Raw genomic sequence first — 19,725 nt, forward strand, 5'->3', positions numbered from 1 at the left:
ACAAGCGAACAAGCGAACAAGCGAAACGAATGATCGGACCTTACGGGGGTTGTGATGTATCAGGCGGTACGGGCACGGCTGCGGGCCCTGGTGTGTGGAGTGCGCGTGGCGCGGCGGAGGGCCGCGCGGCGGGACGCGGGCATGGTCACCTCCGAGTACGCGATGGGCATCGTCGCGGCGGTGGCGTTCGCCGTGGTCCTCTACAAGGTGCTGACGAGCGGGGCGGTCAGTGCGGAGCTGCAGGACATCGTGAAGCGAGCGCTCGATGCGCGGATGTGAGCGGGCGATCCGCAGAGGAGGCGACCGGGGTTTCGTGACCGCGGAGACCGCCGTGGTGCTACCGGTGCTGGTGGTGTTCGTGATGGCGCTGGTGTGGGGCCTGCTCGTCGTGGCCACCCAGATCCAGTGTGTGGACGCTGCCCGGACGGGCGCCAGGGCGGCGGCACGCCAGGATCCGACCGGCGCGGTCGTCGCGGCCGCCCGGGAGGCCGCGCCCCACGGAGCGCAGGTCACCGTGGGCCGGGAGGCCGGCCGGGTCCGTGTGGTCGTCGTCGCCAAGCCGCCGGCGTTGCACGGCCTTCCGTTCGAGGTACGGGAGGAGGCGGTGGCGGCCGTGGAGGGGACGACGGGGGTGACGAGGTGAGGGCCGGTCTCTCGTGCCGTCCGGTGATCGGTCGGGGATCGGACCGGGGGTCCGCCACCGTGTGGAGTGTTGGTGCCGTGGCCGTCCTGTGCCTGGTGTTCGGCGTGGTGCTGGCCCTGGGCCAGGCCGTCGTGGCCCGGCACCGAGCGGCGGGCGGCGCCGACCTCGCGGCGCTCGCGGCGGCGGACCACTGGGCCAAGGGCGGTACGGCCGCGTGTGCGCGGGCGGACCGGGTCGCGCGGGCCCAGGGGGCGCGGCTCGTGCGGTGCGTCCTCAGCGGGCGGATCTCGGACGTGACGGCGGCGTCGGGACGGGGGCCGTTCGCGGCGGAGGTCCGGGCGAGGGCGGGCCCGCCGGGGCCCGCGGACACCGGGCCTTCCGACCCGCTGCCCGGCGGCTCGGTGTCTCCCGGCTCCTCGCCCGCTGGTTCCGTGCCCGGCGGCTCGGTGTCTCCCGGCTCCTCGCCCGCTGGTTCCGTGCCCGGCGGCTCGGTGTCTCCCGGCACTTGGCCCGCCGGCTCCGTGCCTCTCGCCGGCTCGGAATCCCCCGCCGCCCAGTCCACCGGACTCCTGCCCACCGGCTCCGTGCCCACCGGCCTCCTGCCCACCGGCCTCCTGCCCACCGGCTCCGCGCCTACCGGCTCCCCGCCTCCGCCCCCCGCAGCAGCACCGTGAGGAGTCGCACGGCTCCCCTCTTGTGGAGCGGATCGTTGCCGTTGCCGCACTTGGGGGACTGGATGCAGGACGGGCAGCCGGCGTCGCACTCGCAGGAGGCGATGGCCTCGCGGGTGGCCGTGAGCCATTCGCGGGCCGTGTGGAAGGCGCGCTCGGCGAAGCCCGCGCCGCCGGGGTGGCCGTCGTACACGAAGACCGTCGGCAGCAGCGTGTCCGGATGGAGCGGCACCGACACGCCGCCGATGTCCCAGCGGTCGCAGGTGGCGAAGAGGGGCAGCAGCCCGATGGACGCGTGCTCGGCGGCGTGCAGGGAACCGCCGAGGATCTCCGGGTTGATCCGGGCGGCGTCCAGTTGGTCCTCGGTGACCGTCCACCACACCGCGCGCGTGCGCAGCGTCCGGGGCGGGAGATCGAGCTTGGACTCGCCGAGGACCTCACCGGTGATCAGCCGCCGGCGCAGGAAGGAGACGACTTGGTTGGTGACCTCGACGGAGCCGTAGCACAGGCGCCCGTCGCCCCAGGGGACCTCGACGTCCGTCTCCAGGACGGAGATCGACGTCGTGTCCCGGGCGACCGTCGAGTACGGCGGGGAGGCCTGTTCCACCAGGGCGACGGAATCCTCCAGGTCCAGGGAGCGGACGAGATACGTGCGGCCCTGGTGCAGGTGCACGGCGCCCTCGTGGACCGTCGTGTGGGCGGCCTCGGCGTCGACCGTGCCCAGCAGCCGGCCCGTGCCGGCCTCGACGACCTGGACCGGCCGTCCGCCCGCGCCGCGGATGTCGGTCAGGTCGGCGGCCCGCTCACGGCGCGTCCAGTGCCAGGCCTTCGTCCGGCGGCGCAGCAGCTTCGCCGCCTCCAGCTGGGGGAGCAGTTCCTCGCACGCGGGGCCGAACAGTTTCAGGTCCTCGTCCGTGAGGGGCAGCTCGGCCGCGGCGGCGCACAGGTGGGGGGCCAGGACGTACGGATTGTCGGGGTCGAGGACGGTGGATTCCACCGGCTGGTCGAACAGGGCCTCCGGGTGGTGGACGAGGAAGGTGTCCAGCGGGTCGTCCCGGGCGACCAGCACCGCCAGGGCCCCCTGTCCGGACCGGCCCGCCCTGCCGGCCTGCTGCCACAGCGACGCCCGCGTGCCGGGATACCCGGCGATCACCACGGCGTCCAGACCGGAGATGTCGACGCCCAGTTCCAGGGCGTTCGTCGCCGCGAGGCCGAGGAGTTCGCCGGAGTGGAGGGCGCGTTCCAGGGCGCGGCGCTCCTCGGGGAGGTAGCCGCCGCGGTACGCGGCCACGCGCCCGGCCAGCGACCGGTCGACCTCGCCCAGGCGCTCCTGGGCGATCACCGAGATCAGCTCGGCGCCACGCCGGGAGCGGACGAAGGCGATGGAGCGCATGCCCTGCACGGTGAGGTCGGTGAGCAGGTCGGCGGCCTCGGCGGTGGCCGTGCGGCGGACGGGCGCCCCCTTCTCGCCCTCCAGTTCGGTCAGCGGCGGCTCCCAGAGGGCGAACACCAGTTCACCGCGCGGTGAGGCGTCGTCGGCGACCTCCACCACCGGCAGGCCGGTGAGCCGGCGGGCCGCCACCGAGGGCTCGGCGGCGGTGGCGGAGGCCAGCAGGAACACCGGCGACGCGCCGTAGCGGGCGCACAGCCGGCGCAGCCTGCGCAGCACCTGGGCGACGTGCGAGCCGAAGACGCCGCGGTAGGTGTGGCACTCGTCGATGACGACGTACTTCAGCGCCCTCAGGAAGGAGGACCAGCGCGGGTGGGAGGGGAGGATGCCGCGGTGCAGCATGTCCGGGTTGGTCAGGACGTAGGTGGCGTACTGGCGGATCCACTCCCGTTCCTCGAACGGCGTGTCGCCGTCGTACACGGCGGCGCGGACCGACGCGCCGAGCGGCTGTGAAAGTTCCTTCACCGACCGGCACTGGTCGGCGGCGAGTGCCTTGGTCGGGGCGAGGTAGAGGGCGGTGGCGCCCCGGCCGTTGGGGGCCTCGGAGCCGTCCAGGAGCGTCGACAGGACGGGGACCAGGTAGGCCAGGGACTTGCCCGAGGCGGTACCGGTGGCGACGACCACCGAGTCGCCATCCAGGGCGTGCTCGGCCGCGCGTGCCTGGTGGGCCCAGGGATGTTCGATTCCGGCGGCCTGCACCGCCGCGACGACCTCGGGGCGAATCCGGTCCGGCCAGACGGCATGCCGGCCCGCTCGCGGGGGCAAGTGCTCCGTATGAGTGATGCGCGCAGCCCGGCTCGGCCCCGAGGCGAGCCGGCCCAGGACCGTGCCCGGCTCCGGCCGGGAGACGGGCTCCGCCGGGGATCGATCGGATCGGTGATTCTTGGCCATCGGCACCGAGTGTGTCACCGGCGTGACGGACAATGGGACCAAGGCGTCGTGCACGCCTGCCGGTAAGTGATTGAATGCCATCGCGGCTGGCGAACCGTCCTGGGGGCTTCAAGCCGAGGTGTCCCGAGGGACGACCGCTCGATAGCAAGGTGCTGGAGGATCCGTGGACCTGTCCCTGTCGACCCGTACCGTCGGCGATCGCACGGTCGTCGAGGTCGGTGGCGAAATTGACGTATACACCGCGCCCAAGCTGCGCGAGCAGCTGGTCGAGCTGGTGAACGACGGGAGTTTCCACCTCGTCGTCGACATGGAGGGCGTGGACTTCCTCGACTCCACCGGGCTCGGCGTGCTGGTCGGCGGCCTGAAGCGAGTGCGTGCCCACGAGGGCTCGTTGCGCCTGGTCTGCAACCAGGAGCGCATTCTCAAGATCTTCCGCATCACCGGTCTCACCAAGGTGTTCCCGATTCACACCTCGGTCGATGAAGCGGTGGCGGCCACCGACTGACGACCGTTCCCGGGCCCCGGCCCGGGACGCAGAGTTGAGGCAACACGGGGGACCGGGTCGTGCGCGGCCCGGTCCCCCGACAGCACGCCCGTAGTTCTGAGGGGGATGCATGGCCACCGTTGAACTCCGCTTCAGCGCGCTGCCCGAGCACGTGCGGACCGCCCGTCTGGTGGCGGCCGCGGTGGCACGCAGGGCCGGGGTGGACGAGGCCGTCCTCGACGAGGTCAGGCTCGCCGTCGGGGAGGCCTGCACCCGGGCCGTCGGGCTCCATCAGAACGGTGGCATCACGGCGCCGGTGAAGGTGTCGCTGATCGAGGAGGAGAAGCAGTTCTCCATCGAGGTCGGCGACGAGGCGCCGCACCTGCCCTTCGTGGCCGGGTCCCCCGGAGCCGGGGGCGACGAGGTGGAGGCCGAGGAGGACGAGATGGGCCTCGCCGTCATCAGCGGACTCGTCGACGACGTGGAGGTCACGGCGGGCGAGGACGGCGGGCTGATCCGCATGACCTGGCCGACCACGCCGCCGGTGGTCCCCCTGGCCTGACAGCACCTCTTTCAGCCGGGCATCACCCAAAGGGCCCTACCACGTAGGGCCCTTTGCCGTGTGCGGAGGACAACGCCCGCGCATACAGTGGTTCCGTGCGGGCGTTAAGTGAATTCATTCACGATCAACCCGTATGGACAAACGGATCACGGTCGCGTTCCCGACCCAATGCTTTTGGCGCATTACGCTTTCCGGTTGACAGGCCAATTCTATTTGTCGTGCACTGTTTTGATCGGGTTCCGGTACCTACAATCCGTCCACATCTTGAGCTCAGTCCAAGCGTCAAGGAGGACGAATGGCGGAGCTTTCTACCCCTCATCAGTTGGGTGATCCCTCGACCTTGGCGGCCGCGGTCCTGACCGACGGCAATCGCGTCCTGGTCGCCGTCATCGCGGTCGTCGCGCTGGCCGCGCTGGTGCTCGCGGGCGTCCTGGTGCGCCAGGTACTCGCGGCGGGCGAGGGAACCGACAGCATGAAGAAGATCGCGGCGGCCGTCCAGGAAGGCGCCAACGCCTATCTGGCCCGGCAGTTGCGCACGCTCGGCGTTTTCGCCGTCGTCGTGTTCTTCCTGCTCATGCTGCTGCCCGCGGACGACTGGAATCAGCGTGCCGGACGATCGGTGTTCTTCCTGATCGGCGCGGCGTTCTCGGCGGCCACCGGCTATATCGGCATGTGGCTCGCGGTACGCAGCAATGTGCGCGTCGCCGCGGCGGCGCGGGAAGCGACACCGGCCCCGGGCGAACCGGAAAAGGATCTCACGCTCGTTTCGCACCGGGCGACGAAGATCGCTTTTCGCACCGGCGGTGTGGTCGGCATGTTCACGGTGGGGCTCGGCCTGCTGGGCGCCTGTTGCGTGGTGCTGGTGTACGCGGCCGACGCGCCGAAGGTCCTGGAGGGCTTCGGTCTCGGTGCCGCGCTGATCGCGATGTTCATGCGGGTCGGCGGCGGCATCTTCACCAAGGCCGCCGACGTCGGCGCCGACCTGGTCGGCAAGGTCGAGCAGGGCATTCCGGAGGACGATCCGCGCAATGCCGCGACCATCGCCGACAATGTGGGCGACAACGTCGGCGACTGCGCGGGCATGGCGGCCGACCTCTTCGAGTCGTACGCCGTGACCCTGGTCGCCGCGCTGATCCTCGGCAAGGTCGCCTTCGGCGACTCCGGGCTGGCGTTCCCGCTGCTGGTCCCGGCGATCGGCGTGGTCACCGCCATGATCGGAATCTTCGCGGTGGCGCCCCGGCGAGCGGACCGCAGCGGCATGAGTGCGATCAACCGGGGCTTCTTCATCTCCGCGGTGATCTCGCTGGTGCTGGTGGCGGTGGCCGTCTTCGTCTACCTCCCCGGGAAGTACTCCGACCTCGACGGCGTCACCGACGCCGCGATCGCGGGCAAGGACGGCGACCCGCGGATCCTCGCGCTCGTCGCGGTGGCGATCGGCATCGTGCTCGCCGCGCTGATCCAGCAGCTCACGGGCTACTTCACCGAGACCACCCGCAGGCCCGTCAGGGACATCGGCAAGACCTCGCTCACCGGCCCCGCCACCGTCGTCCTCGCCGGTATCTCCGTCGGTCTGGAATCCGCCGTCTACACCGCCCTGTTGATCGGCCTCGGCGTCTACGGGGCCTTCCTGCTCGGCGGCACGTCGATCATGCTGGCGCTGTTCGCGGTGGCGCTGGCCGGCACCGGCCTGCTCACCACGGTCGGCGTGATCGTCGCCATGGACACGTTCGGGCCGGTCTCCGACAACGCGCAGGGCATCGCCGAGATGTCCGGCGACGTGGAGGGCGCGGGCGCACAGGTGCTCACCAACCTGGACGCGGTCGGCAACACGACCAAGGCGATCACCAAGGGCATCGCGATCGCCACCGCCGTCCTCGCGGCGGCGGCGCTGTTCGGCTCGTACCGCGACGCCATCACCACCGGCGCCAGAGACGTCGGGGAGAAGCTGAGCGGCGAGGGCGCGCCGATGAGCCTGATGATGGACATCTCGCAGCCCAACAACCTCGTCGGGCTGGTCGCGGGCGCGGCGGTGGTCTTCCTCTTCTCCGGGCTGGCGATCAACGCGGTGTCGCGGTCGGCGGGTTCGGTGGTCTTCGAGGTGCGGCGGCAGTTCCGCGAGAAGCCCGGGATCATGGACTACAGCGAGAAACCCGAGTACGGCAAGGTCGTCGACATCTGCACCAGGGACGCCCTGCGCGAGCTCGCCACGCCCGGGCTGCTGGCCGTCATGGCGCCCATCTTCATCGGGTTCACGCTCGGCGTGGGCGCCCTCGGGGCGTTCCTGGCGGGCGCGATCGGCGCGGGCACCCTGATGGCAGTGTTCCTCGCCAACTCCGGTGGTGCCTGGGACAACGCCAAGAAGCTCGTCGAGGACGGCCACCACGGCGGCAAGGGCAGCGAGGCCCACGCCGCCACCGTCATCGGCGACACGGTCGGCGACCCGTTCAAGGACACCGCGGGCCCGGCGATCAACCCGTTGCTGAAGGTCATGAACCTGGTGTCGCTGCTCATCGCACCGGCGGTCATCAAGTTCTCCTACGGCGCCGACAAGAGCATCGGCATGCGGGTGCTGATCGCGGTGGTGGCGTTCGCCGTCATCGTCGCCGCGGTGTACGTCTCCAAGCGGCGCGGAATCGCCGTGGGCGACGAGGACAGCACCGACCGGGAGCCCAAGTCGGCCGATCCGGCGGTGGTTTCGTAGCCGGTTCCCCAGACGCCCTGGTGGCAGATCGCGGGAAGGCAGTCTCAAAGCACGGGCGGGAGGCGCGCGTTGACGCGTCGTCCGCCCGTGCGCCGCGTGTGCGCGCCCCGCATCGTGAGCCTTCTCTCTCTTGGTGCAAATGGATGCAATACCGGTCTTAACGGATGCTCATCCTGCAAAGGTCCCCCGTCCGGCGTGTATGTTCCGGGGCCGAGAGCCATGGAAGGGACCAATCCGGTGAACAAGAAGCTCGCGGCCGCACTGTCCGGCGGTGCGGTACTGGTACTGGCGCTGACGGGATGCAGCAGCGACGACGGCAACGACAAGCTGGACTCCTGGGCGAAGCAGGTCTGCGACGGCGTACAGCCGCAGGCGAAGAAGATCGAGGCCGCCAACGCGGCGATCCAGAAGCAGACCTCGGACAACAGCACGCCGGAGGAGGTCCAGAAGACCGACGCGAAGGCCTTCCAGGACATGTCCGACGCGTACAAGGCGATGGGCAGCACCGTCCAGAAGGCCGGCGCGCCGGACGTCGAGGACGGGGAGAAGAAGCAGAAGGACGCGGTCGCCGAGCTCAACGGCCTCTCCTCGTCGTACGCCTCCCTGAGGAAGCAGGTGGAGGCCCTCGACACCGATGACCAGGCGAAGTTCGCCGACGGCCTCAAGGACATCGCCACCGAGCTGGACAAGCTCAGCAAGAGCGGCAGCGACGCGCTGAAGACCCTGGAGGAGGGCGAGGTCGGCCAGGCGATGGCCAGGCAGCCCAGCTGCAAGTCGGCCACCGCCTCCGCGACGGCGAGCTGACGGCCGCTCCAGGGGCCCGGGGGAGGGCGCGGGTTCACAATGGGGGACGTGAGTAACGCCAGCCTCTCCACCCTGCCCTCCGCCGACCGCGCCGACGTCACCGCGCGGCTGCGCGACGCCCTGCTCGGGGCCTCCTTCACCGCCGACGGACTGCTGGAGCTGCTCGGCGCTCCCGCCTACGCGGCGCTGTCCCGCAGCGAGACGGTGCCCGCGCTCCGGGCCACCCGCGGCGACACACCGCTGGAAGTGCTCGTACGGCTCTTCCTGCTCCAGCAACCGGTCGCCCACGCGCGCGTGGCGGACGTCCTGCCCGCCGACGCCTGCCTGGAGAGCGGCTGGCTCGTCCGCACGGGCGGCGACGAGGTGGCGGCCACCGTGGACGTGCGGCCGTACGCCGGACCCGACGGCGAGGACTGGTACATCGTCTCCGACCTCGGCTGCGCGGTCGGCGGTGCCGGCGGCATCGGCAGCCGCGCCGAGGGCGTCGTCCTCGGGGTCGGCGGCGCCTCCACGACGCTCGCCGGCATCACCGTCCGCACGCCCGTCGCCACCGCCCTCGACCTCGGCACCGGCTCCGGCATCCAGGCCCTGCACGCCGCCCGGCACGTCACGCGGGTGACGGCGACCGACCTCAACCCGCGCGCGCTGCACATCACCGCGCTCACCCTCGCGCTGTCCGGGGCCCCGGCCGCCGATCTCCGCGAGGGCTCGCTGTTCGAGCCGCTCCGGGACGGGGAGACGTACGACCTGATCGTGTCGAATCCGCCGTTCGTGATCTCCCCGGGCGCACGGCTCACCTACCGCGACGGCGGGATGGGCGGGGACGATCTGTGCCGCACGCTCGTTTCCCAGGCGTGGGAGCGGCTGAACGAGGGCGGGTTCGCGCACTTCCTCGCCAACTGGCAGCACGTGGAGGGGGAGGACTGGGCGGACCGGCTGCGCTCCTGGGTGCCGCGCGGCTGCGACGCCTGGATCGTCCAGCGCGAGGTGCAGGACGTCACGCAGTACGCCGAGCTGTGGCTCAGGGACGCCGGGGACCACCGCGGCGATGTGGCCGAGTACCAGGCGCGGTACGACGCGTGGCTCGACGAGTTCGAGGCGCGCAAGGTCAAGGCCGTCGGCTTCGGCTGGATCACCCTGCGCAAGACGGGGTCCGCCGAGCCCTCGATCACCACCGAGGAGTGGCCGCACCCGATCGAGCAGCCGCTCGGCGAGACGGTGCGGGCGCACTTCGACCGCCTCGACTATCTGCGCACGCACGACGACGCCGCCCTGCTCGAAGCACGCTTCACGCTGGCCGGCGAGGTCGTCCAGGAGCAGGTGGGGCTGCCCGGCGCCGAGGACCCCGAGCACGTCGTCCTGCGCCAGAACCGCGGCATGCGCCGGGCCACCCGGGTCGACACGGTCGGCGCCGGGTTCGCCGGCGTCTGTGACGGCACCATGACCGCGGGCCGCATTCTGGACGCCATCGCCCAGCTGCTGGGCGAGGACCCGGTGGCGCTGCGCGACCGTACGCCCGCGCAGATCCGGCTGCTGGTGGAGCAGGGATTCCTCGAACCGGCGTAGTGCATGTGCCGGCGAATCCCTGTGACGGCCGTCTCGGCCGCCGCGGCACCGCGTGGAACGAGCCACGGCGACGCGCCGGCGGCCGCCCGTTCACCTCGGGTTCGCCTGATCGCCGCCCGCGCGTGTCAGTCTCCCGGAAGCTGGGTACTCGCGGGCGGCAAAAGAGAGGCACGAAGATCATGGAGAGCGGTCCGGCGATCTTCTCGGGAATGGTGTTCGCCCTGTTCGGGGGCGGTCTGCTGGTGTGGACTGCGAGCCGGGTGCGGCACGGCAAGCCTGTCGCCCAGGGTGTGAACCCCGTCGCATCGGCGACCCTCGCGAGCGTTGCCGCCGTGGTCGCTCTGGCCCTCGGGGCGTGGTGTCTGACGCGTGTGTGAGAGGCCCGTTCCGGCCGGGCACCGCACTACCGCCCGGGTAATCGGGAGGTCGCGCTCCGGATATGCAGGTGAGGGCCGCTGAGCACTCCGGGCGGCAGGAACAGGGTTCGTCGGGTTACCGTTCGAGTGGCCGTTGTGGGCTTTTCCCGTTTGACACGGGGGCGGGAGGTACCGTCACACTCCGCAGCGTCACGACCGAAACAGAGCACGACCCGACCCGGGACCACGGCCTGGGGAGGCCCAGCGTCGACCGGAGAGAAGAGCGAAGTTGTCCCCGACCAGCGAGACCGCGAAGGGCGGCCGCCGACTCGTCATCGTCGAGTCGCCTGCCAAGGCGAAGACGATCAAGGGCTACCTCGGGCCCGGTTACGTCGTCGAGGCGAGCGTCGGGCACATTCGCGATCTTCCGAACGGCGCCGCGGAGGTGCCCGAGAAGTACACCGGCGAGGTCCGCCGCCTCGGTGTGGACGTCGAACACGACTTCCAGCCGATCTATGTGGTCAACGCCGACAAGAAGGCGCAGGTCAAGAAGCTCAAGGATCTGCTGAAGGACTCCGACGAGCTCTTCCTCGCCACCGATGAGGACCGCGAGGGCGAGGCCATCGCCTGGCACCTCCAGGAAGTGCTCAAGCCCAAGATCCCGGTCAAGCGGATGGTGTTCCACGAGATCACCAAGGACGCGATCCGGGCGGCCGTGGCCAACCCGCGCCAGCTCAACCAGAAGCTCGTCGACGCCCAGGAGACCCGCCGCATCCTCGACCGCCTCTACGGCTACGAGGTCTCGCCGGTCCTGTGGAAGAAGGTCATGCCGCGCCTGTCGGCAGGCCGCGTCCAGTCCGTCGCGACCCGGCTGGTCGTCGAGCGGGAACGCGAGCGCATGGCGTTCCGCTCCGCCGAGTACTGGGACCTGACGGGCACCTTCGCGACCGGTCGCGCGGGAGACGCCTCCGACCCGTCGTCGCTGGTCGCCCGCCTGCAGAGCGTCGACGGCCGGCGGGTGGCGCAGGGCCGTGACTTCGACTCCCTCGGGCAGCTGAAGAGCGCGAACACCCTCCACCTCGACGAGGCGAACGCCCGCGCGCTCGCCGCCGCCCTCCAGGACACGCGGTTCGCCGTCCGCTCCGTCGAGTCCAAGCCGTACCGCCGCTCGCCGTACGCCCCGTTCCGTACGACGACGCTGCAGCAGGAGGCCTCGCGCAAGCTCGGCTTCGGCGCCAAGGCGACGATGCAGATCGCGCAGAAGCTGTACGAGAACGGCTACATCACCTACATGCGTACGGACTCGACGACCCTGAGCGACACGGCGGTCGCCGCCGCCCGCGCCCAGGTCACGCAGCTGTACGGCGCCGACTACCTGCCGGCGCAGCCGAGGACGTACGCCGGCAAGGTCAAGAACGCGCAGGAGGCGCACGAGGCGATCCGTCCCTCGGGTGATCGTTTCCGCACGCCCGCCGAGACCGGTCTGACCGGCGACCAGTTCAAGCTCTACGAGCTGATCTGGAAGCGGACCGTCGCCTCCCAGATGAAGGACGCGACCGGAAACAGCGTCACCGTGAAGATCGGCGGCACGGCGGCCGACGGACGGGACGTCGAGTTCACCGCGTCCGGCAAGACGATCACCTTCCACGGCTTCCTGAAGGCCTACGTGGAGGGCGCCGACGACCCGAACGCCGAGCTGGACGACCGCGAGCGCCGGCTGCCGCAGGTCGCCGAGGGCGACGCGCTGACGGCCGAGGAGATCACGGTCGACGGCCACGCCACCAAGCCCCCGGCCCGCTACACCGAGGCGTCGCTGGTCAAGGAGCTGGAAGAGCGCGAGATCGGCCGCCCGTCGACGTACGCGTCGATCATCGGCACCATCCTGGACCGCGGCTACGTGTTCAAGAAGGGCACGGCGCTCGTCCCGTCCTTCCTGTCCTTCGCCGTGGTCAACCTCCTGGAGAAGCACTTCGGGCGGCTCGTCGACTACGACTTCACCGCCAAGATGGAGGACGACCTCGACGCCATCGCCCGCGGCGAGGCGCAGGCCGTGCCGTGGCTGAAGCGCTTCTACTTCGGCGAGGGCACCGGCAACGGCGGCGCGGCCGAGGCCGGCAACGGCGACGGGGACCACCTCGGCGGCCTCAAGGAGCTGGTGACCGACCTGGGCGCGATCGACGCGCGCGAGGTGTCGTCCTTCCCCGTCGGCAACGACATCGTGCTGCGGGTCGGGCGCTACGGCCCGTACATCGAGCGCGGCGAGAAGGACACCGAGCAGCACCAGCGCGCCGACATCCCCGACGACCTGGCGCCCGACGAGCTGTCCGTCGAGCTCGCCGAGGAACTGCTCGCCAAGCCGAGCGGCGACTTCGAGCTGGGCACCGACCCGGCCACCGGCCACACGATCGTCGCCAAGGACGGCCGCTACGGCCCGTACGTCACCGAGGTGCTCCCCGAGGGCACTCCCAAGACCGGCAAGAACGCCGTGAAGCCGCGGACGGCCTCGCTGTTCAAGTCGATGTCCCTGGACACGGTGACGCTGGACGACGCCCTGAAGCTGATGTCGCTGCCGCGCATCGTCGGCACCGACGCGGACGGCGTCGAGATCACCGCGCAGAACGGCCGCTACGGCCCGTACCTGAAGAAGGGCACGGACTCGCGGTCCCTGCAGTCCGAGGACCAGATCTTCACGATCACGCTGGAGGAGGCGCAGGCGATCTACGCCCAGCCCAAGCAGCGTGGCCGGGCCGCGGCCAAGCCGCCGCTGAAGGAGCTGGGCGAGGACCCGGTCAGCGGCAAGCCGGTCGTCGTCAAGGACGGGCGCTTCGGTCCGTACGTCACCGACGGCGAGACCAACGCCACTCTGCGCTCCGGCGACAGCGTCGAGGCGATCACCCCGGAGCGCGGCTTCGAGCTGCTCGCCGAGAAGCGCGCCAAGGGGCCCGCCAAGAAGACGGCGAAGAAGACCGCCGCGAAGAAGGCCCCGGCGAAGAAGACGGCGGCCAAGAAGACCGCGGCGAAGAAGACGGCCGCCAAGACGACGGCCGCCAAGAAGACCACGGCGAAGAAGACGGCCACCAAGAAGGCGACCGCCACCAAGGCGTCGGAGGACTGAGCCGGCCCCGGACGACGGCGCGTGAGACGCACCTTCATTCGCAGAGCGAACGCCCCGGCATCGATTCGGTGTCGGGGCGTGCGCACGCCCGGCCGGGCGCTCGGGCCTGTCGGCGGCTCCCGATAGGCTGAACGCATGACGCGAGCCGAGCAGCCAACGGCCTCTCACCCCACCCCGGACGACGCCCTGGTCGCGGACTCCCGCGAGCGCGCCGTGCGCGCCCTGCTGCGCCAGCCGCAGCTGAGGCGGCTGTGGAGCGCACAGCTCGTGGGGGGTGTCGGCGACATGCTGGCCCTCCTCGTGCTGGTCGTTCTCGCCGTCCAGGCCGCGATCGGCGCGGGCTCGTTCGGCGCGGGCTACCGGGGCGTGGCGTTCGCAGTGGCGACCGTTTTCGGTGTGCGCATCCTGGCGACGCTGCTCTTCGGCGCGGTCCTGCTGGGCCCGCTGACCGCTCTCACCTCGCAGGACGGCCCGCTCGACCGCCGCTGGACCATGGTCGGCGCGGACGGGCTGAGGGCCGCGCTGCTGATCGTCGCGCCGCTGTGGATCGACTGGACGCCGGACGACGCGCTCGCCGTCCTCCTGGTGACCGTCTTCGTCACCGGCGTCGCCGAGCGCTTCTGGACGGTGTGCCGGGAGAGCGCGGCCCCCGCGCTGCTGCCCGCGCCGCCACCGGAGGGCGCGACGGTGCGTCCGCTGCCGGACCACATGGAGGCGCTGCGCCGCCTGTCCCTGCGGACGGGCTTCGTGGCGGTCCCCCTCGCGGCGGTGGTGCTCGTCGTCGCCGGGCTGGTGAACAACCTGCTGGGCGCCGGCATCGCCTGGTTCGCCGAGCACCAGGCCGCCCTCGGCTCGTACGTCGCGGCCGGGCTGTTCGCCGCCTCCCTGTCCGTGCTGACCTTCCTGGAGCTGCCCGCCACGCGCACCCCGCGCGCCCGGTCGCCGCTGGAGGGGCTGCGCCGCCCGAAGAGCGGCACGGGCCCGGACAAGGGCCGCACCGGCGCCGCCCCGCTGCTGGTGCTCGCCTGCGCGGCGGTCGCCGGGGCGGTGTCCGCGGCGGTCGCCGTGGCGGTGCTGCACGCCAAGGACCTGGGCGGCGGCCCCGTGCTGTACGGGCTGATGGTGGCCGCGCTGACCGGCGGGGTCGTCGTCGGCATCCGTACGGCCCCCGCCCTGCTGCCCTCGCTCTCGCGCCGGCGGCTGCTGGCCCTGGCGACCGCCTTCGCCGGCGTCGCCCTGCTGGCCGCAGGGCTCGTCCCGGACGACACCACGGTGCTGCTGCTCGTCGCGCTGGCCGGCGTCGGCGCGGGCGTGGCCGCCAACACCGGGCACACGCTGCTCGACCAGGAGAGCGAGGAGCACCGCCGGACGCGGACCACCGAGCACCTGCACGCGGTCGTCCGGGTCTGCGTGGCGCTCGGCGCGGTGGTCGCGCCCGTGCTGGCCGCGGTGATCGGGCCGCACCGGCTGGAGAACGGCAAGTTCGTCTTCGCGCACGGCGGCGCCGGTTTCGTCCTCATGCTCGTCGGCGCGCTGCTGCTGCCGGTGGCCGCGCTGGTGCTCGCCAAGGTCGACGACCGCTCCGGCGTTCCGCTCCGGCACGACCTGAGGGACGCGCTGCTCGGCGGCGACGACCCGGTGCCCGCACCCGCGGCGAACGGATTCTTCATCGCCCTGGAGGGCGGTGACGGCGCCGGGAAGTCCACCCAGGCCGAGGCGCTCGCCGAGTGGATCAGGGGCAAGGGCCACGAGGTCGTGCTCACCCGCGAGCCGGGCGCGACGCCGGTGGGCAAGCGCCTGCGGTCGATCCTGCTGGACGTGTCCAGCGCCGGACTGTCGCACCGGGCGGAGGCGCTGCTGTACGCCGCCGACCGCGCGGAGCACGTGGACACGGTGGTGCGGCCCGCGCTGGAGCGCGGAGCCGTGGTGATCTCCGACCGCTACATCGACTCCTCGGTGGCCTACCAGGGCGCGGGCCGTGACCTGTCCCCGACCGAGATCGCCCGCATCAACCGCTGGGCGACGAACGGGCTCGTCCCGCATCTGACGGTCCTGCTGGACGTCTCGCCGGAGGCCGCGCGCGAGCGGTTCACCGAGGCGCCGGACCGGCTGGAGTCGGAGCCCGCCGAGTTCCACGCGCGCGTGCGGTCCGGTTTCCTGACGCTGGCCGCCGCCGACCCCGGGCGCTACCTCGTCGTGGACGCCGGCCAGGAGCCCGAGGCCGTCACGACCGTCGTCCGGGCCCGGCTCGACCAGGTGCTGCCGCTGTCCCAGGCCGAGATCGAGGCCCGGGAGGAGGCGCGGCGCAAGGCCGAGGAGGAGGCCCGGCGCAAGGCGGAGGAGGAAGCCGCCCGCAAGGCCGAGGAGGAGCGCCTGGAGCGCGAGCGCCAGGAGCAGCTGGAGCGGCTGCGCGCCGAGGAGGAGGAGCGCAAGCGGCGCGAGCTGGAGGAGGCCCAGCGGCGCGAGGCCGAGCGGCAGGCCGAGGAGGCCCGGCAGCGGGCCGAGGAAGCGCGTCGGCGCGCCGAGGAGGAGCGGGCACGGCTCCTCGCGGAGGAGAAGGCGCGCGCCGAGGAGGAGGCCCGCCGCAGGGCCGAGGAGGAGAGGCTCCGCAAGCAGGCCGAGGAGGAGGCCCGGCTGCGGGCCGAGGCCGAGGCACGGCGCCTGGAGAAGCAGCGCAAGGCCGAGGAGGCCCTGCTGCGCGCGGAGGAGGCGCGCCGGGCGGCGGAGCAGGCTGCGGCCGCGGCCGCGACGGGCCCGAAGCCGACGGCCCCGCCCGCGGCGGACGCCCCCCGGCCGGCCCCTGCCCCGGCCCCGGACGCGGCGACCGTGCCGACGCCGGTGGTGAAGCTGGACAAGGGCCCCGACGGGCCGGCGGAGGACACCGCGGTACTGCGGCCGGTGCGGGACGAGCGCGGCGACGGGCGGACCTCCGCGGTCTCCGACTCGGAGGTGACGGCCGAGCTGCCGTTGCCGCCGGGTGCGGCGGATGAGACGGCCGTGCTGCCGCCGGTGGCGCCGGGTGCGGCGGATGAGACGGCCGTGCTGCCGCCGGTGGCGCCGGGTGAGTCCGATGAGACGGCTGTGCTGCCGCCGGTGGCGCCCGGTGCCGCCGACGAGACGGCCGTGCTGCCGCCCGTACGCGGAGACGACCCCGCCGACCGGGTGCCGCCCGGCTTCTTCCGGGACGAGAACCCGCCCGCCCGGCCCGACGCCTCCGACGACCGCACGCGGGAGCTGCCCCAGGTCGACCCCGAGCAGGCGCAGCCCCGGCGCCGGCGGTCCGACTGGGCCGAGGAGACGCCGCTGGACGACCTGCCGACGCTGGCGGACGAACTGCTCGGGCCGCATGAGGACGACGACCAGGACGACGGAGGCCGCCGGGGGAGGGGCCGGGGCCGCTGACGCTCGGCCGGCCCGGGTTGTCAGTGGGCGCCCGCACAATGGATGACGACGGACGACACCGGGCGCAACGTGACGGAAGGACGGCGTGACCCATGACCGTGTGGGACGACCTCGTCGGGCAGGAGAAGGTGAGCGAGCAGCTCGCCGCCGCGGCCCGGGACGCCGACGCCTTCGTCACCGCCGCCGCGGCCGACGGCCCTCTGCCGGAGGCGTCGAAGATGACGCACGCCTGGCTGTTCACCGGGCCGCCCGGCGCGGGGGTGACGCAGACGGCCCGGGCCTTCGCCGCCGCGCTGCAGTGCGTGAGCCCCGACCGAGCCCTCGGAGCCGCCCCCGGCTGCGGCTTCTGCGACGGCTGCCACACGGCCCTCGTCGGCACCCACGCGGACGTCAGCACGGTCGCCGCCGTCGGCACGCAGATCCTCGCCGAGGACATGCGCGACACCGTCCGAAAGTCGTTCACCTCGCCCGCGAGCGGCCGCTGGCAGATCATCCTCGTCGAGGACGCCGAGCGGCTGAACGAGAGATCCGCCAACGCCGTCCTCAAGGCGGTGGAGGAACCGGCCCCCCGCACGGTCTGGCTGCTGTGCGCCCCCTCCATCGAGGACGTGCTGCCCACGATCCGCTCCCGCTGCCGCCACCTGAACCTGCGCACGCCCTCGGTCGACGCCGTCGCCGACATGCTCGTACGCCGCGAGGGGATCGAGCCGGACGTCGCCGCGGCGGTGGCCCGGGCCACCCAGGGCCACGTCGACCGGGCCCGCCGGCTGGCCACCGACCCGGCCGCCCGCGACCGCCGGGCGGCCGTGCTGAAGCTGCCGCTGCGGATCGAGGACGTCGGCGGCGCGCTCAAGGCGGCCCAGGAACTGGTCGACGCGGCGTCGGAGGACGCCAAGCAGCTCGCCGAGGAGATGGACGCCAAGGAGACCGAGGAGCTGAAGGCGGCACTGGGCGCGGCCCAGGGCGGCCGCCTGCCACGCGGCACGGCGGGCGTCATGAACGACCTGGAGAAGATGCAGAAGCGCCGCAGAACACGCACGCAGCGCGACAGCCTGGACCTCGCCCTGACCGACCTCACCGGCTTCTACCGCGACGTCCTCGCCCTCCAGCTGGGCTCCCGCGTGGCGATCGCCAACGCCGACTCCGAGGACGCCCTGGAGCGCCTTGCCCGCGGCAGCTCCCCGGAGTCCACCCTCCGCCGTATCGAGGCGATCGCCGCCTGCCGTGACGCCCTCGACCGCAATGTGGCCCCGCTGCTCGCCGTCGAGGCGATGACGATGGCCCTGAGAGCGGGGTGAACGAAGGGCTCCGGGCGAAGGACCCCGACGAAGGACTCCCGACGAAGGACTCCGGACGCGGTTGACGGCATAACTCGTATGAGGCACATGGGCCACGCAGAGCGCGTGATCCAATGCGGAGAGTTACGCTCACAGAATGTACACAAGGCGCACTCATCGCAGGACCCGTACCGCAGCCATCGTCATGGCCGCCGCGCTGCTCGCCACCGCCTGCTCGTCCGGGGGTGCGATGTCCGCCAGCCCGGCGGCGGACGCCGGCGGGCCGACGGAGGCGCCGCCGCTGGCCGCGCTGCCGCAGGCGACCCCGCCCGCGCTGGCGTCGTACTACGGGCAGAAGCTGAACTGGCGCGACTGCGGGGTCCCCGGCTTCCAGTGCGCCACGATGAAGGCGCCGCTCGACTACGCGAAGCCGGCCGGCGGGGACATCCGGCTCGCCGTGGCCCGCAAGAAGGCCACCGGCCCCGGTGAGCGGCTGGGTTCGCTGCTGGTGAACCCGGGCGGACCGGGCGGCTCGGCGATCGACTACCTCCAGAGTTACGCGGGGATCGCCTACCCCGAGGAGGTCCGCGCCCGGTACGACCTGGTGGCGGTCGACCCGCGGGGCGTGGCCCGCAGCGAGCCCGTGGAGTGCCTCGACGGGCGGGAGATGGACGCGTACACGCAGACGGACGTCACCCCGGACGACGAGCGCGAGACGGGAGAACTCGTCGACGCCTACAAGAAGTTCGCCGAGGGCTGCGGCTCGGACGCGCCGACGCTGCTGCGCCATGTGTCGACCGTCGAGGCGGCCCGGGACATGGACGTCCTGCGGTCCGTGCTGGGCGACGAGAAGCTGAACTACGTCGGAGCCTCGTACGGCACGTTCCTCGGCGCGACGTACGCGGGGCTCTTCCCGCGCCGGGCGGGCCGGCTGGTGCTGGACGGCGCGATGGACCCCTCGCTGCCGGCCCTCCGGCTGAACCTGGAGCAGACCGCGGGCTTCGAGACGGCGTTCCAGTCGTTCGCGAAGGACTGCGTACGGCAGCCCGGCTGCCCGCTCGGCGGCCCGGGCACGTCCCCCGACCAGGTCGGCAAGAACCTGAAGGCGTTCTTCGAGAAGCTGGACGCCGAACCGGCCCCCACGGGCGACGCCGCCGGCCGCCGGCTCACCGAGTCCCTGGCCACCACCGGCGTGATCGCGGCGATGTACGACGAGGCCGCCTGGCCGCAGCTGCGCGAGGCGCTGGCGTCGGCGATGAAGGCGAACAACGGCGCCGGGCTGCTGGCCCTGGCCGACAGCTACTACGAGCGCGAGCCCGACGGCGACTACAGCAACCTCATGTTCGCCAACGCCGCCGTGAACTGCCTCGACCTCCCCCCGGCCTTCTCCTCCCCGGACGGCGTGCGGGCCGTGCTCCCCGACTTCGAGAAGGCGTCCCCCGTCTTCGGTGAGGGCCTCGCCTGGTCCTCCCTGAACTGCGCGTACTGGCCGGTGGAGCCCAAGGGCGAGCCGCACCGCATCGAGGCCGCCGGCGCGTCCCCGATCGTCGTGGTCGGCACCACGCGTGACCCGGCCACCCCGTACCGCTGGGCCCAGGCCCTGGCCGGCCAGCTGTCCTCCGGCCGCCTGCTCACCTACGACGGCGACGGCCACACGGCCTTCGGCCGCGGCAGCAGCTGCATCGACTCCACGATCAACGCCTACCTCCTGCGCGGCACCGCGCCGAAGGACGGAAAGCGCTGCTCGTAGCCGCTTCCGCCCGCCCCGGAGGCCCGGCCTCCGGGGCGCGTGCGAAGCACCCC

Annotated in this window: 14 protein-coding genes; 13 read left to right on the forward strand and 1 reads right to left on the reverse strand. The window is 72.4% G+C overall.

Annotated features, from left to right (window positions below; translation table 11 throughout):
* The first annotated feature begins 54 nt into the window (after positions 1 to 54).
* The 3 genes from H0H10_RS35535 to H0H10_RS41355 all read left to right on the forward strand — a co-directional run bounded on the left by H0H10_RS35535 (position 55) and on the right by H0H10_RS41355 (position 1,317).
* A complete protein-coding gene (locus H0H10_RS35535; RefSeq protein ID WP_188185305.1) occupies positions 55 to 279 on the forward strand; it encodes a DUF4244 domain-containing protein in 225 nt (74 codons plus the stop codon).
* Positions 266 to 643, forward strand: coding sequence for a TadE family type IV pilus minor pilin (locus H0H10_RS35540; RefSeq protein WP_188185306.1), 378 nt, complete (start codon positions 266 to 268; stop codon positions 641 to 643). The genes H0H10_RS35535 and H0H10_RS35540 overlap by 14 nt, the downstream gene beginning before the upstream one ends.
* Before the next feature lie 77 nt (positions 644 to 720).
* Positions 721 to 1,317: an Rv3654c family TadE-like protein gene (locus H0H10_RS41355; protein ID WP_373566958.1), complete on the forward strand. Its 597-nt coding sequence runs from the start codon at positions 721 to 723 to the stop codon at positions 1,315 to 1,317.
* Here the strand turns inward: H0H10_RS41355 and sftH are convergent.
* The gene (gene sftH / locus H0H10_RS35550) at positions 1,277 to 3,736 is read right to left on the reverse strand and encodes a DEAD/DEAH box helicase (protein ID WP_188185307.1); all 2,460 of its coding nucleotides are present in this window, start codon (positions 3,734 to 3,736) and stop codon (positions 1,277 to 1,279) included. The genes H0H10_RS41355 and sftH overlap by 41 nt on opposite strands.
* 82 nt (positions 3,737 to 3,818) lie before the next feature.
* Between sftH and bldG the strand changes: the two genes are divergently transcribed.
* The 10 genes from bldG to H0H10_RS35600 all read left to right on the forward strand — a co-directional run bounded on the left by bldG (position 3,819) and on the right by H0H10_RS35600 (position 19,672).
* Complete coding sequence (bldG, locus tag H0H10_RS35555) at positions 3,819 to 4,160, forward strand: anti-sigma factor antagonist BldG (RefSeq protein WP_005475923.1); 342 nt, start codon at positions 3,819 to 3,821, stop codon at positions 4,158 to 4,160.
* 109 nt (positions 4,161 to 4,269) lie between these two features.
* Positions 4,270 to 4,701 carry an ATP-binding protein gene (locus H0H10_RS35560; RefSeq protein WP_188185308.1) on the forward strand — a complete coding sequence of 144 codons (432 nt, stop codon included), beginning with the start codon at positions 4,270 to 4,272 and terminating at the stop codon, positions 4,699 to 4,701.
* A gap of 295 nt (positions 4,702 to 4,996) precedes the next feature.
* Positions 4,997 to 7,402: a sodium-translocating pyrophosphatase gene (locus H0H10_RS35565; RefSeq protein WP_188185309.1), complete on the forward strand. Its 2,406-nt coding sequence runs from the start codon at positions 4,997 to 4,999 to the stop codon at positions 7,400 to 7,402.
* Between the two features lie 219 nt (positions 7,403 to 7,621).
* On the forward strand, positions 7,622 to 8,206 hold the full coding sequence (locus tag H0H10_RS35570; RefSeq protein WP_188185310.1) for a small secreted protein: 585 nt from the start codon (positions 7,622 to 7,624) through the stop codon (positions 8,204 to 8,206).
* Positions 8,207 to 8,245: 39 nt separating this feature from the next.
* Entirely contained in the window at positions 8,246 to 9,772 is a 1,527-nt protein-coding gene (locus tag H0H10_RS35575; RefSeq protein WP_188185311.1) for a DUF7059 domain-containing protein, read from the forward strand.
* A gap of 179 nt (positions 9,773 to 9,951) precedes the next feature.
* Positions 9,952 to 10,149: a hypothetical protein gene (locus H0H10_RS35580; protein ID WP_188185312.1), complete on the forward strand. Its 198-nt coding sequence runs from the start codon at positions 9,952 to 9,954 to the stop codon at positions 10,147 to 10,149.
* A 268-nt stretch (positions 10,150 to 10,417) separates the two neighbouring features.
* Complete coding sequence (gene topA / locus H0H10_RS35585) at positions 10,418 to 13,243, forward strand: type I DNA topoisomerase (protein WP_188185313.1); 2,826 nt, start codon at positions 10,418 to 10,420, stop codon at positions 13,241 to 13,243.
* A 135-nt stretch (positions 13,244 to 13,378) separates the two neighbouring features.
* Positions 13,379 to 16,645, forward strand: coding sequence for a dTMP kinase (gene tmk / locus H0H10_RS35590; RefSeq protein WP_188185314.1), 3,267 nt, complete (start codon positions 13,379 to 13,381; stop codon positions 16,643 to 16,645).
* A 92-nt stretch (positions 16,646 to 16,737) separates the two neighbouring features.
* Positions 16,738 to 17,943: a DNA polymerase III subunit delta' gene (locus H0H10_RS35595; RefSeq protein ID WP_188185315.1), complete on the forward strand. Its 1,206-nt coding sequence runs from the start codon at positions 16,738 to 16,740 to the stop codon at positions 17,941 to 17,943.
* Between the two features lie 136 nt (positions 17,944 to 18,079).
* Positions 18,080 to 19,672 (forward strand): alpha/beta hydrolase, encoded by a 1,593-nt coding sequence (locus tag H0H10_RS35600; RefSeq protein ID WP_188185316.1) that lies wholly within the window; start codon positions 18,080 to 18,082, stop codon positions 19,670 to 19,672.
* Positions 19,673 to 19,725 lie beyond the last annotated feature (53 nt).

The organism is Streptomyces griseicoloratus (assembly GCF_014534645.1).
In the GTDB taxonomy this organism is placed as follows: Bacteria; Actinomycetota; Actinomycetes; order Streptomycetales; family Streptomycetaceae; genus Streptomyces; species Streptomyces griseicoloratus.

Bases quoted from the DNA above. Each gene is read 5' to 3' on its own strand.
- H0H10_RS35535 (WP_188185305.1), top strand. From the start codon at position 55: ATGTATCAGGCGGTACGGGCACGGCTGCGGGCCCTGGTGTGTGGAGTG.
- H0H10_RS35540 (WP_188185306.1), top strand. From the start codon at position 266: ATGCGCGGATGTGAGCGGGCGATCCGCAGAGGAGGCGACCGGGGTTTC.
- sftH (WP_188185307.1), bottom strand. From the start codon at position 3,736: ATGGCATTCAATCACTTACCGGCAGGCGTGCACGACGCCTTGGTCCCA.
- H0H10_RS35560 (WP_188185308.1), top strand. From the start codon at position 4,270: ATGGCCACCGTTGAACTCCGCTTCAGCGCGCTGCCCGAGCACGTGCGG.
- H0H10_RS35565 (WP_188185309.1), top strand. From the start codon at position 4,997: ATGGCGGAGCTTTCTACCCCTCATCAGTTGGGTGATCCCTCGACCTTG.
- H0H10_RS35570 (WP_188185310.1), top strand. From the start codon at position 7,622: ATGGAAGGGACCAATCCGGTGAACAAGAAGCTCGCGGCCGCACTGTCC.
- H0H10_RS35575 (WP_188185311.1), top strand. From the start codon at position 8,246: ATGGGGGACGTGAGTAACGCCAGCCTCTCCACCCTGCCCTCCGCCGAC.
- H0H10_RS35580 (WP_188185312.1), top strand. From the start codon at position 9,952: ATGGAGAGCGGTCCGGCGATCTTCTCGGGAATGGTGTTCGCCCTGTTC.
- tmk (WP_188185314.1), top strand. From the start codon at position 13,379: ATGACGCGAGCCGAGCAGCCAACGGCCTCTCACCCCACCCCGGACGAC.
- H0H10_RS35595 (WP_188185315.1), top strand. From the start codon at position 16,738: ATGACCGTGTGGGACGACCTCGTCGGGCAGGAGAAGGTGAGCGAGCAG.
- H0H10_RS35600 (WP_188185316.1), top strand. From the start codon at position 18,080: ATGTACACAAGGCGCACTCATCGCAGGACCCGTACCGCAGCCATCGTC.